Raw genomic sequence first — 12747 nt, forward strand, 5'->3', positions numbered from 1 at the left:
TTTAAAGGTAGTCGTGGTGGTAGAGGGCCGCCTGCGCTGTGGACAAGACCAAAAACCCGTTGCGTGGCAAGCGCTTGGCTGCAGCAAAAGCCTGTGCGCCACCCCCCGGACGAGTTGTCTCGCATTTGGGAACAACTCCGCGGACCGCGGCCGGCCTGTGGATATCTGGACGGTTGTCCCAGCACCATCCACAGGGTTGCTCAGGCCGAGTTAGAGGCTGCAACCTAAAGCGGTTTTCCGACCCTTCCAGAGCCCTTCTACGTTGTTCTTTACGCGCATTCAGGGAAAAAACGAACGACCGTTCGAAAAATGCCGCTATAGAGTTGCCCTCCCCGAATTTCATGCGACTGATGTAGTGCTGTCGCCTAGGAGACATTGATGAAACCCTTCCTGACCCGGATCGCTGCGGCCTCTGCCGCGCTGTTGAGCGGCCTGCTCGTATCGGGCTGCGGTGGCGGCGCCACGGCGGACACGACGCCCAAGGTCTCCATCAGCTCGGTCAAGGTGTTCGGCGACAGCCTGCAGGACAGCGGTACCTTCGGCTACAAGTTCACGGTCCAGGCGGCCAGCAATCCCATCTACGTCGAGCGCATTGCGTCCAACTACGGTCAGACGCTCTGCAACTTCTTCGCCTACAACGGCACGACCTTCGTCGCCAACACGGCCAAGACCGGCTGCACCAACTTCGCCATCGGTGGTGGCCGCATCACGGTGGCCGCGAGCCAGGGTGGCGCCGCGAACCCGCAGACCATCGGCACGCAGATGGCCACGTTTGCTGCAGCAGGCAGCTTCACGGCCAGCGATCTGGTCATCGTCGACGGCGGCGGCAACGACGCGGCCGATCTGGTCGGTGCCTACCTCGCGGCACCCAAGGACAGTGCGGCCAGCTACTCGGCCCTGCTCGGCACCCTGCTGACGCCTACCCAGATCACCACGGCGCTGACGGGTGGTGCGACGACGACGGCTGCCATCGGCGGCGCCTACATGACGGCCCTGGCCGACAAGTTCTACGCGTCCATCAAGGCCAGCGTGCTGGACAAGGGTGCGACCCACGTGGTCGTCATGAACATCCCCGACATCACGTTCACGCCGCGCTTCCAGATGGTGCTGGATAGCGTCGCCGCGGCCTACGGCGGCGGCACGGCCGGCGCCACGGCGCGCGCGCAGTCGCAGGCGCTGTTCCAGAGCTGGATCTCGGCCTTCAACACCGAGCTCGCCGCCAAGCTGGCCGGCAACGACAGTGTCATCGTCGTCGACTTCTACAAGGCCTTCCAGGATCAGATCGCCACGCCGGCGCAGTTCGGCCTGACCAACGTGTCGACGCCGGCCTGCCCCGCCACCGGTGTCGACAGCAGCGGCCTGCCGTCCTACACCTTCCCGACCTGCACGGACACCGCGCTGTCGGCGACTGCGGGCAAGACCAGCACCGACTGGTGGAAGAGCTACGGTTTCTCCGACAGTTTCCACCCCACGCCCTACGGCCACCAGCTGACGCAGCAGCTCATCGCCAAGTCCCTGTCCATCAAGGGCTGGCTGTAAGCCGCGGCATCACAGAATCGGAGACTTCCCATGAAAACCAAATTCCTCTTCGGTACGCTGGCCGCCCTCTTCGCCGCTGGCAGCGCCTTTGCGCAGTCGGCTGGCAGCATCGTGGTCTACGGCGGCGCCGCCCAGATCACGCCCAAGGTCGACAGTGGCGACCTCAGCGCGCCCAGCCTGGCCGGTACCAAGATCGACGTGAAGAAGGCCACGGCCTTCGTCGGTGGCATCACCTACTACTGGACCGATCACATCAGTATCGACCTGCCGATCTCGGCACCGTTCACGCACGATATCGTCGGCGCGGGCGCGATCCAGGGGGTCGGCAAGCTCGGCACGGTCAAGTCGCTGCCAGCCACGCTGCTGGCCCAGTACCGCTTCGGCGAAGCCAGCAGCGCCTTCCGTCCCTTCGTCGGTGCGGGTGTCACCTACGGCTACTTCTACAAGCCCAAGGCCACGTCGGTGCTGTCCGGCATCACCGGCGGTACGCCCAGCAACCCGACCACGCTGTCCATGAAGAGCCGCTTCGGCACGACGGTGGAACTGGGTGGCGCCTACAACTTGACGAAGGACTGGTCTGCCAGCCTGTCGGTCACCAAGACCTTCATCAAGACGACGGGCTCGCTGTCCACCGGCCAGACCATCGAGACGACGCTGGACCCGGTGTCCATCAAGTTCGGCGTCGGCTACCGCTTCTGATCGCGCTTCACGCCGATCAACGAAAGGGAGCCTGCGGGCTCCCTTTTCTTTTGCATACTGAACTTCATGAACCAAGCCGACGTCGTCGTCCTCTACCGCCCCACGGGGCCGGAGGAACTTGCCCTGGTCGAACAGTCAGGCTTTCGTGCCTGGCCGCCGCGTTTGCCGGATCAGCCGATCTTCTATCCGGTCACGAACGAGGATTACGCCATCCAGATCGCAAGAGACTGGAACGTGCCGGCAAGTGGCTACGGTTGCGTCACTCGCTTCGAGGTCAAGGCCGAATTCATGGCGGAGTTTCCCGTGCAGCAAGTGGGCGGCGGCCTTCACACGGAATGGTGGGTGCCCGCCGAACGGCTGGAAGAACTGAACGCCAATATCGTCGGCCTCATCGAGGTCGTCCGCGAGTTCGGCGTTCGCAAGCTGCCTAACCGAGGCTGACCTCAGGCGATCCCGACCACCTTGTGCATCTGTACCGACAGCCGCCACTGCGGGTGCCGCATGCAGTAGTCCACCGCCGCCTTCGTGTGCTCGCGCTTGAGCACCGAGTCCATCGGCTGCAGGAAGAAGTTCTGGAAGTTCAGCCCGGCGAAGCGTTCGGGCTGGGCCAACGGCTGCGGATAGACGAGCTTCAGCTCGTGGCCCGATGTCAGCACCAGCGGTGCGTCGGCCTTGGGGCTGACGCAGATCCAGTCCAGCCCGGGCGGCGCGGGCTGAGTGCCGTTGGTCTCGACGGCGATCTCGAAGCCGCGGGCGTGCAGCGCGTCGATCAGTGGTGTGTCCAGCTGCAGCAGCGGCTCGCCGCCGGTGCAGACGACGTACGGTTTCCCGCCGCCGGGCCACGTCTTCGCAATCGTGTCCGCCAGCTCGTCGGCCGTTGCGAACTTGCCGCCGCCCTCGCCGTCCGTGCCGATGAAATCGGTGTCGCAGAAGGTGCAGACCGCCGTCGCGCGGTCCTGCTCGCGGCCGGTCCAGAGATTGCAGCCGGTGAAGCGGCAGAACACGGCCGCGCGGCCGGCCTGGGCGCCTTCGCCCTGCAGCGTGTAGAACAGCTCTTTGACCGAATACGTCATACGGGAATCAATTCCTCGGAGTCAGCCCGGCTGACGATGGCACCCGAGCCGCGGGTTTCGTACAGGTCCACGCGGTCGATCTGCGGCAGCACGCCGCCGCCTTCGCGCAGCACCCAGGCGGCAATCGATGAGGCGTCACCGTCCGGCAGGTTGGCGATCTCGTACAGCGGGTGGTGATCCAGCCGCTTGAAGATGGGATTGAACAGCGACTTCACGTCGCCGAAGTCCACCGTCCAGCCCATCACCTGGTCCAGCGGCGCGGCCAGGTGCAGGCGCAGCGTGAACGTGTGGCCATGCGTACCGGCCAGCGGGTGGCCACCGGGCGCGTGCTTCATGCGAACGGCGCTGTCCAGCGTCATCTCCTTCCAGATGCGGTAGCTCTGGCCGTTGAAGTTGGCGCCGCTGGAGCCGGTCTCGTAGACGGTCACCCAGCTCAGCTCGGGCAGCGTCGGCTTGAGCCGATCCCACAGCCAGGCCGAGATGTTCTCGCTGGTCGGGTTCTGCAAGCCCGGGATGTCGTTCAGGCAGCGGTAGTTCAGCTCGAAATGCAGCGGCGCCCAGACCTCGTCGAGGTGGTCGTAGTCGATAGCGAGGTCACGCTCGCCGAGGTCCGCGTTGGCATGCAGGATGACCTCGAAACCGTGGCCATGCATGCGGCCGCACTGGTGGCCGGCCGGCACGTTGGGCAACTGGTGGGCGGCCTGGAAGCGGTAGCGCCGCCACACATGGGCGTGGCCGGCGCCGTCCAGGTCCACGCCGCTGTGCGTCGTGCTCTGCACGCCGACCTGCACGATGCCGGGAACGTCGGCGTTCAGCCGGCTGCGTACCCAGCGGGCCAGGTTCTCGTCGGTGGGCTCGGCGAGGTGGTCGTTCAGCAGCGCGTGGTCCAGCGGTGCGACGGTGTCGGCCATGCGGGCGCGCAGCGCCTCGACCTCGCCGCCAGGGAAGGCCGCCCAGCCGGCGGGCAAGGCCGTGCGCACGGTGGCGAAATAGCTGTGGCCATGCAGGCCGTGGCTGCGGTGCGAGGCGGGCAATGCGGGAATGCGGCAGGCCGACTCGAAGCCGGCCGAGGCGCAATGGAGGACCGAAACTGACATGCCCCGATTGTCCCCCGGGGTTCCCGAACCTGCTTGACTTGAAGTGGGCTTGAGCTTCTACGCTGCAAGCCATGAACCTCGCCGATCCCGTGACCCCGCCCATCGCTGCCTCCGAAAGCCTGTTCGCCCCCGGCCGCCGCGCCGCCTGCATCGGCGCCGTCGCGCTGATCTCCATGCTGGCCTTCGAATCCATCGCCGTCGCTACCGCGATGCCGGCCGTCGCCACGGCGCTGAATGGGCTGCCGCTGTACGCACTGGCTTTCGGTGCGACGCTGGCGACCTCTGTGCTGGGCATGACAGCCGCCGGCCAGCTGTGCGACAAGCGCGGGCCCTACCGCGCGTCGCTGGCCGGGCTGGCGGCCTTTCTTGCCGGGCTGCTGCTGGCCGGCTTCGCGCCCGACATGACGGTGCTGGTTGCCGGCCGGGCGCTGCAGGGCCTGGGCAGCGGCGTGCTGGGCGTGGCGTTGTACGTCGGCGTGGGTCAGGTCGTGCCGGCGCCGCTGCACCCCAGGCTGTTCGCGATGTTCGCCGGCGCCTGGGTCGTGCCCGGGTTGGTCGGGCCGGCGCTGGCGTCGTTCCTCGTGCAGGGGTTGGGCTGGCGCTCGGTGTTCCTGGCCGTCGCAGCGGCGGTGCCGGTGGCGGCGGCGCTGATGTTGCCGGCGTTGAAGCGCGCGGGCCGCGGCAGCGGCGAGGCCTTGCGGTGGGATGCGATGCGCTGGGCGCTGCTGGCCAGCGCCGGGGCGCTGATGCTGCACGCGGCCAGCCAGCAGCGCGGCGCCGGTGCGGCCGGGTTGTTCGGGCTGGGGCTGCTGGCCGCCTTCATCGCCGCACGCCGGCTGCTGCCGGCCGGCACGCTCAGGGCCGCGCGCGGCTTGCCGACGGTCATCCTGCTGCGCGGCTTCATCGCGGCGGCGTTCGCCAGCGCCGAGGCCTTCCTGCCGCTGCTGCTGACCCAGCATTTCGGCTGGAGCCTCACGCAGGCCGGCGTCGCGCTCAGTGCCGGCGCGGTCACGTGGAGCATCGGCAGCGCCGTGCAGGCGCGCGTCAGCGGCGAGGCCGCGCGGCGCCGGCTGCTGCCGTCAGGTTTTGCGCTGGCGGCAGCGGGGCTGGCCGTCGTCATGACACCGGTGGTGTGGGCAGCGCTGCCATCGTGGCTGGCGCTCGTGGGTTGGGTGGGCGTGGGGCTGGGCATCGGGCTGTCGTTCCCGATGCTGTCGGTGCTGCTGCTGAAGCTGTCGCCGCCAGCCGAGCAGGGCAGCAACACGTCCGCGCTGCAGTTGAGCGACGCCTTGGTCAGCAGCGCCGCGCTGGCGCTGGCCGGCCTGCTGTTCGATCCATCGACGCAGCAGGTGCTGCCGGTGCTGGCGATGGCCTGGGTGCTGGCTGGCGTGGCGTCGGCGCTGAGCCCGCGGGTCTGGCGCGTCGGCTAGCACTGCCAGAACAGATGCCCTTGGGGCGGTGATGCCTCGGTGTCCACGAAAAGGTAGGCCAGGCCTCCGCCGAAGTTTGGGCCGTCGCACCACAGCGAGGTGCCGTCCTCGTCGTTTGGGTTCAGGCGCGTGCGGGGCGGGCGCTGCAAGCGGTGGGCGCCCTCCAACTGGCCGACAAAGCGCCAGCCGTTCCCGTCGGGGGCCTCTTCCGGGCTCTGCACCCACAGCGGTACGCTGCCCAGGCGCGTGACGCCGGTGGGCAGATCACGCACCGCGTCGGGCAGCGCCAGGTAGGTGTCGAAGTCGCGCGCCAGGAAGGACTGCGCTTGCTCCGGTGTGATGCCGTCGTCCTGCGCGATCCAGTCCACCACGCGCAGTTCCAGTTCCAGAGGCACGCCGTCTTCGGGCACCGCCGTCGGGCTGTCCTGCAGCTGTTCGGGTTCCAAGACAAGGCAGGCGTTGGCGCCGGACGTGCCATCCCACGTCTCACACACGCCCGGGTCGTGCATGCACTGGAACGCGAACAACATGCGTCCGGGGCGGCCGAGATTCAGCCGCTGCGGGTGGTGCACGAACTGCGAGAGGAATGTTTGCGGTAGACCGCAGTCGGCACAGACGGGCCACAACTGCGGTGGCAGGCCCCAAGGTAGGCCGCCGAACTTGTCTTCCAGCGCGGTTTGCGTGGGCAGTTCGTCAGGGGCGACAAGATCGGGAATGAACGTGTTCATGGGCTGTGAGGTTAGCGCAGCGTCGCAGAACTTATGGCCGCTGGAACGCGGCCCCCAAGTACGAAGGCCGAGGCGCCTTGTCGGGCACCTCGGCCTGGACCGGGGGAGCGCTGTGCGCCGGTCAGCCGGCGCTGGGCCGCAGATCGGTGGCGCGCCGTCCGCGCCGCGACGCCGCCGTGCGCAGGTGCATCAGCGATTCGACGCGCTTGAGCAGCTCACGGTCGTTCCAGGGCTTCTTGAAGATGCCGTAGACGCCCTCGATCTGGCCCACGCGGCCGTGCAGTTCGTCGTGGCCGGTGATGGCGATGACGGGCAGGTCCTCGGTGGCCAGGCTGCCGTGCACGTCGGCGATCAGCTCGAAGCCGTCCTTGTTGGGCATTTCCAGGTCCGTGATCAGCACGGCGATCTCGGGCCGGCTCTCCAGCTCGGCCAGCGCCTCGTTGCCGTCGTTGACCTGCACGACCGTGAAGCCGGCGCCTTCGAGCAGGCGCTTGAGCTTGGTGCGCACGACGGCGGAGTCGTCGGCGATGAGCACGGCCGGCGGCCCCTCGGGCACCGGCGGGGGCGGCGGCAGCATCGGCGTGGGGGCGGTGACGAAGGCGCTGGCCATCGTCGGGCCGGCGCCGGGCTGGCCCGGCAGCGGCGGCAGCACGACCGGTGCCTGCGCGGCCCGGGGGCGCTGGCCCTCGGGCGGACGCGGTGGCGGCGTGTACTCGCGCGGCGGGCGGTAGTCGTCACGCTTGAAGGCGGCGATGAGCACGATGACCGCCAGCGGTATCGCGATCAATACCGGCATCAGGTAGGCGCCCAACAACTCCTGCAACTCGTGAAACATCGACTCCATCCCCGGGGTGTTTGGGCGGGAAGCCTATCACCCGTCACCATGCCTCACCATCGAGGAAAGCCGACTTTTCCGGGGGCATGGGCCGCAGATTTCCCCTCTTTGCGCAGTTTTTACAGTGGGCCGGCGGCGGGCGAGGGGTCAAAAGGTCACGACGAAGCAGGCGCCGCCACCCGGCCGCTTGGCGTGGCGCACCGTGCCGCCCAGGCCGTGCACCAGCTGGCGCACGACGGCCAGGCCCACGCCGCTGCCGCCTTCGCGAGTCGTGAAGAAGGGCGTGAAGATGCGCTGCTCCAGCCCCGGCGCGACGCCCGGGCCGTTGTCGGCCACCGTCAGCCGCAGCCGTGCGCCGCGGCTCAGGCGGGCGTCGACGGTCAGCTGGGGCGACGGCCGCCCGGCGCAGGCCTGCAGCGCGTTCTGCGCGAGGTTGATGAGCACCTGCTCCAGCTGGGCCGCGTCGGTGCGCAGCGCCAGCGTCTCGGGCGCCACGGTCACGACGACCGAACCCCCCGCCGCCTCCCAGGCCGGCGACACCAGCCGCTGTACGGCCTGCAGCAGCGGCTGCAGCGGCGTATCGACCAGCGTCGGCGCCGGTGGCTGGCTGACGCTGCGGTAGCGCTCGACGAAACCCTGCAGATGCGCCGCCCGCCGCGCCAGTGCGGCGAGCGCGGCCTGCAGTTCCTCGTGCTCGCCCGCCTCCAGCAGTGCCGGCGCGCTGGCGGCCAGCGACGCGATGGGCGTCAGCGAATTCATGATCTCGTGCGTCAGCACCTGCACCAGCTGGCGCCACGCCACCAGCGTCTCGGTCTCCAGCTCCGACTCGATGGGCGCCAGCGCCGCCAGCCGCCAGGCCTGGCCCTGCACGGTCAGCGCCGACACGGCCAGCACCGCGCGTTCCTGGCCGTGCTCGGTGGGCAGCGTGACGACGCGCCGGCCGGGCTGGGCGTCCAGCAGCGCGAGCAGCGCCGCGGGCTCGACGGCGCGGCCCGGTGCGATGAGGCGGCGCGCGGCGGCGTTCAGCGCCAGCGGCGCATGGCCGGCGACAAGGCGCCACAGCGCCAGCGGCGCGTGCTCCAGCGCGGCGTCCAGGTTGGGCTGTGGCACGGGCGGCGGGTCGGGTGGCAGTGGCGCGGGCCGGTGGGCGAGGCGGCTCAGCGCGGCCCAGCCGAAGGCCGCAGCGAGGAGGCCTACAAGCCCGCAGGCGACCAGCAGCCGCGGCGAGTCTGGCCACGCGGCCACGCCGGCCGTGCTGGCGGCCAGCAGCAGCGCCGCAAGGGCTGTGCGTGTCCTGTCAGAGCCCATGCTTCTCGAGCCGGCGGTACAGCGCCGCACGGCTCACGCCCAGCAGCCTGGCGGCCTGGCTGATATTGCCTTCGGCCTGCGCCAGCGCGGCCTGCACGGCCTCGCGCTCGCGTTGCTCCAGGTCCAGTGTGGGCTCCTCAGGCGCGGCCGGGGCCGTTCTGTCGACGAGGCCGAAGTCTGCCCACGTGAAGACCGGTCCGCGCGCCAGCAGCGTCGCGCGCTCGCAGGCCTGGCGCAGCTCGCGCACGTTGCCGGGCCAGCGGTAGGCGGCCAGGCGCGCGAGCGCGTCGGCATCGATGTCGCGCGCCGGCTTTGCGCCAGCGAAGTGAGCGAGATAGTGGCGCAGCAACCCCGTCACGTCAGCGGCGCCACGCTCGCGCAGCGGCGGCACGCGCAGCACCACGGTGTTGAGGCGGTACAGCAGGTCCGGGCGGAAGCGCCGCGCGTCGAACAGCTCGGCTTCGGGCACGTTGGTAGCGGCCAGCACACGCACGTCGACCGGCACCGGCTTGTCGCTGCCCACGGGCGTCACCTCGCGGCGCTCCAGCGCGGCCAGCAGCTTGGCCTGTTGCGGCAAGGGCAGGTTGCCGATCTCGTCCAGGAACAGCGTGCCGCTGGCCGCCGCGACGAAGCGCCCCGGCCGCGACTCGCGCGCATCCGTGAAGCTGCCGCGCTTGTGGCCGAACAGCTCGCTCTCCACCAGCGCCTCGGGCAGCGAGCCCATGTCCACGGCCAGCAGCGGCCCCGCCGCGCGGGGCGACGCACGGTGCAGCGCACGGGCCACCAGCTCCTTGCCGACGCCGTTCTCGCCGAGGATCAGCACGCTGGCTTCACTCGCGCCGACCTGCGCGATCTGCGCGCGCAGCGACTGCATCGCGGCCGATTCGCCCAGCAGCTCGCCGACGGCAGTTGCCGGCGCCCGGCGGGCAAGCGCGGCCTGCACGCAGGCGACCAGGCGTTCGTTGGGCCAGGGCTTGGTGATGAAGTCCACCGCGCCGCCCTTGAGCGCCTGCACGGCCAGCTCGACCTCGGCGTAGGCCGTCATGACAACGACGGCCGGCGCGTCGCGACGCGCGACGACCTCGCGCAGCAGCGCCAGCCCGGCCGCGCCGTCGCTGGCGCCGGGCATGAAGTTCATGTCCAGCAGCAGCACGTCGGGCGCGATCTCGTCCAGCGCCGCGATCAGTTGGCCGGGGTCGTTGCGTACGGCGACGGCACCGAGCCTGCGCAGCGCCAGCCGCGCGGCCAGCGCCACGTCGGGGTCGTCGTCGAGGATGAGGATGCCGGGCATGGAAGGCCGCGACTGTAGGTGTGCGGTGTCCGCCTCGGCAAGGCGGTGTCCGGAACCGGACAGTGCGTGTGTCCGCAAGCGGACGCTCAGCGGCCGAATGACCTCGCTTCCCGGGCAGAACCCGCTGGCCCGCCTTTTGCAGAAAGCCCGACCATGACCCTGATCACCGCCACCACCTGGCGCAGCGCCTGGCGCCAGCTGCGCGCCGAGCCCGGCACGTCCGCCCTCGTCATCGCCGGCCTCGCGCTGGGCCTGGCGCTCACGCTGCTGACGGCCAGCTTCCTGCACGACATGCTCTGGCCCGACGGCGACCTGCCCGAGCCCGAGCGCCTGGTCACCTTCGAGTGGCGGGTGCGGGGCCCCGGCGGCAGCACGACCCCCTGGTTCGGCAACGTGCCGGCCGTGCCCCTGCACGCCGCGCTGCTGGCCAACGGCGCGCCCATCGAGGCCGCGACGCGGGTGCTGCGCTCGCAGCTGCCTGCCCAGGCGGCCGAATCGCAGGGCGTGCAGCGCAGCACCCGGCTCGTCATCGCACTGGCCGACGCCGATGTGCAGGCCTTGTTCGCGCTGCGTCCGCTGGCCGGCGATCTGCAGGCGGCGCTGGGCTCGCCGGACGCTGTGGCGCTGAGCGTGGATGCCGCGGAGCGCCTCTTCGGCACGACGAAGGTGCTCGGCCGCAGCTTCACCATCTCGCTGCCGCCCGCGCCCGACGGCAGCGCGCCGGCCATGCAGTTCCCGCTGACCGTGCGGGCCGTGCTGCCCACGCCCAACCTCAACGGCTCGCTGACCTTCGACGTGCTGACAGGCTTCCACTCGCCTGCCGCCAAGACCTATCTCAAGCTGTCGGACAGCTGGAGCTCGTCCAACGGCCAGCTGTTCGCCCGCCTGCGGCCCGGCGCCACGGCCGGGCAGATGACGGCCCTGGCGCAGCGCCTGCTGGCGCAGCAGCCTACGCCCCCAGGCTTGCCCGCTGACTTTCTGAAGGGCGGTGGCGCCTGGGCCTACCTGCGCGCGATGCCTGTCGTGGACGTGGGCCTGTACGGCGCGGGCAGCCCGCAGCGCCGGCTGCAGCTGGGCAGCCTGGCCGCGGCGGCGGCCGGTGTGCTGGCACTGGCGGTCATCAACTTCGTCAACCTGTGGAGCGTGCGCACGCTCAGGCGCCAGCGGGAGATCGGGTTGCGCAAGTCGCTCGGCGCCGGGGCGGCGAGGCTGGCGATGCAGTTCTTCCGCGAGGCAGCCGTCGTCGCCGGCCTGGCCGGCATGCTGGGCCTGCTGCTGGCCTGGTGGGCCGTGCCGCTCGCCGAGGTGCTGATGCAGCATTCCTTCCACGCGCCGGTGCTCAGCCCCGGCATGGTGGCGCTGACCGGCGCACTGTGCGCCGGTGTTGCCGCACTCAGCGCATTGCCGCTGACGACCATCGCGCTGCGCGTGCGCCCCGCCGAGTCGCTGGCCGGCCGCAGCCACACCGAGGGCGCCGCCAGCCGCTGGCTGCGCCGCCTGATGACGACCGGCCAGTTCAGCGCTGCCGCGCTGTTCGCCGCGCTGGCGCTGACGGTGCTGTGGCAGACGGAGCACGCCGGCACGATGCCGCGGGGCTTCGAGCTGCAGGACCGCGTGGCCATCGAGCTGCCGTGGTGGTGCGAGCCCGCGCAGACGACATCGCTGCTTGACGAGGTGCGACGCTGGCCCGAGGTCATCGCCGCAGCGGCGGCCGACGACGTGCCGGGGCGCGACTTCGCCAGCTGGTATTCGGACTTCCGCGGCCCTGGCGGCGTGGCGGCGAACCTGCGCACCGGTGTCGATTTCACGCCGGGCTATCTGCAGACCTACGGCATGCGCATCGTCGCCGGCCGGCTGTCGGCCGACCACGTGGCCGAGGCCGCGCAGAACGCCATCGTGCTGGATCGCAGCGCCGTTCGTGCCCTCGGCTTTGCGAGCCCCGAGGCGGCCATCGGCCAGACGCTGGGCGTGGCGCCCACCTACCGCGACGGCAAGCCGGCCACGGTGGTGGCCGTCATCGACGACATCCGGCTGGAGGAACCGCGCAGCCCACCTCGGCCGCATGCCATCGCGCCGGTGGCCGGCCGAAGTGCCGGCGTCATCAGCGTGCACTCGCGTGACCCGCTGGCCACGCGCAACAAGCTGACGGCCCTCATCAACAAGACCTTCCCGGACGCCGAGGCGAGCGCGCTGCCGGCGCGCGACATGGTGCTGCAGCGGATGGCCGACGACACGCGGCTGGGCCGGCTGGTGGGCCTGGCCGGCCTGATGGCGCTGGGCCTGGCGGCCGTGGGCATCTACGCGCTGGCTGCCTACACGCTGCGATTGCGCGAGCGCGAGATCGTGCTGCGCAAGCTGCATGGCGCGGGGGCCGGTGCCGTCGCGCGGCTGCTGACGATGGAGTTCGCCGGCGTGCTGGCGGCGGCCTGCATCGTCGCGCTGCCGGTGGCGGCCTGGCTGTCGCAGCGCTACCTCGCGGGCTTTGTCGAACGCGCCCCGATGGGGCCGGGCTCGCTGCGGGTGCTGCTGGCGGTGGTCGTGCTGCTGGCCGTCGTCACGGCTGGCGCCGTGGCGCGCCACCTGCATGCTGCACTGGCGTTGCGGCCACTGCAGGCGTTGCGGCAATGAAGCCCCTCGTCCAAGGAGTACCTTGGTCGGCCACCCGCGGGGACCGCGAATCCAGCGGCGTTGAGCCGCTGGCACATCGCCAGGACGGGCCGGCTCGGGCGCAGCCCGGCGCTCGGCCC

11 protein-coding genes are annotated in these 12747 nt (G+C 70.5%); 5 read left to right on the forward strand and 6 right to left on the reverse strand.

Annotated features, from left to right (window positions below; genetic code table 11):
* The first annotated feature begins 378 nt into the window (after positions 1 to 378).
* The 3 genes from ACG04R_RS02970 to ACG04R_RS02980 all read left to right on the forward strand — a co-directional run bounded on the left by ACG04R_RS02970 (position 379) and on the right by ACG04R_RS02980 (position 2679).
* Positions 379 to 1539, forward strand: a complete 1161-nt coding sequence (locus ACG04R_RS02970; RefSeq protein WP_394406356.1) for an SGNH/GDSL hydrolase family protein — start codon at positions 379 to 381, stop codon at positions 1537 to 1539.
* Positions 1540 to 1569: 30 nt separating this feature from the next.
* Entirely contained in the window at positions 1570 to 2238 is a 669-nt protein-coding gene (locus tag ACG04R_RS02975) for an OmpW/AlkL family protein (RefSeq protein WP_394406358.1), read from the forward strand.
* Positions 2239 to 2304: 66 nt separating this feature from the next.
* Positions 2305 to 2679: a hypothetical protein gene (locus tag ACG04R_RS02980; RefSeq protein ID WP_394406360.1), complete on the forward strand. Its 375-nt coding sequence runs from the start codon at positions 2305 to 2307 to the stop codon at positions 2677 to 2679.
* Between the two features lie 2 nt (positions 2680 to 2681).
* Here the strand turns inward: ACG04R_RS02980 and queE are convergent, their stop codons facing one another.
* Together queE and ACG04R_RS02990 are read right to left on the reverse strand one after the other, a co-directional pair.
* On the reverse strand, positions 2682 to 3311 hold the full coding sequence (gene queE, locus ACG04R_RS02985) for a 7-carboxy-7-deazaguanine synthase (protein ID WP_394406362.1): 630 nt from the start codon (positions 3309 to 3311) through the stop codon (positions 2682 to 2684).
* Complete coding sequence (locus tag ACG04R_RS02990; protein ID WP_394406364.1) at positions 3308 to 4408, reverse strand: 6-carboxytetrahydropterin synthase; 1101 nt, start codon at positions 4406 to 4408, stop codon at positions 3308 to 3310. Before ACG04R_RS02990 ends, queE begins: the two co-directional genes overlap by 4 nt.
* Before the next feature lie 71 nt (positions 4409 to 4479).
* Here ACG04R_RS02990 and ACG04R_RS02995 point away from each other — a divergent pair, with 71 nt between their 5' ends.
* Positions 4480 to 5838 carry an MFS transporter gene (locus tag ACG04R_RS02995; RefSeq protein ID WP_394406366.1) on the forward strand — a complete coding sequence of 453 codons (1359 nt, stop codon included), beginning with the start codon at positions 4480 to 4482 and terminating at the stop codon, positions 5836 to 5838.
* Here the strand turns inward: ACG04R_RS02995 and ACG04R_RS03000 are convergent.
* From ACG04R_RS03000 to ACG04R_RS03015, 4 genes are all read right to left on the reverse strand, one after another.
* On the reverse strand, positions 5835 to 6566 hold the full coding sequence (locus ACG04R_RS03000; protein WP_394406368.1) for a hypothetical protein: 732 nt from the start codon (positions 6564 to 6566) through the stop codon (positions 5835 to 5837). The two genes, ACG04R_RS02995 and ACG04R_RS03000, sit on opposite strands and share 4 nt — an antisense overlap.
* A gap of 121 nt (positions 6567 to 6687) precedes the next feature.
* The gene (locus tag ACG04R_RS03005; protein ID WP_394406370.1) at positions 6688 to 7410 is read right to left on the reverse strand and encodes a response regulator; all 723 of its coding nucleotides are present in this window, start codon (positions 7408 to 7410) and stop codon (positions 6688 to 6690) included.
* A gap of 138 nt (positions 7411 to 7548) precedes the next feature.
* Positions 7549 to 8709, reverse strand: coding sequence for a sensor histidine kinase (locus ACG04R_RS03010; protein ID WP_394406371.1), 1161 nt, complete (start codon positions 8707 to 8709; stop codon positions 7549 to 7551).
* Positions 8699 to 10000, reverse strand: a complete 1302-nt coding sequence (locus ACG04R_RS03015) for a sigma-54-dependent transcriptional regulator (RefSeq protein ID WP_394406373.1) — start codon at positions 9998 to 10000, stop codon at positions 8699 to 8701. The genes ACG04R_RS03010 and ACG04R_RS03015 overlap by 11 nt, the downstream gene beginning before the upstream one ends.
* A 153-nt stretch (positions 10001 to 10153) precedes the next feature.
* Between ACG04R_RS03015 and ACG04R_RS03020 the strand changes: the two genes are divergently transcribed.
* On the forward strand, positions 10154 to 12628 hold the full coding sequence (locus ACG04R_RS03020; RefSeq protein WP_394406375.1) for an ABC transporter permease: 2475 nt from the start codon (positions 10154 to 10156) through the stop codon (positions 12626 to 12628).
* Positions 12629 to 12747: the final 119 nt, after the last annotated feature.

Origin of the sequence: Pelomonas candidula, from assembly GCF_043555985.1 — a bacterium.
Taxonomy (GTDB): Bacteria; Pseudomonadota; Gammaproteobacteria; order Burkholderiales; family Burkholderiaceae_C; genus Pelomonas; species Pelomonas candidula.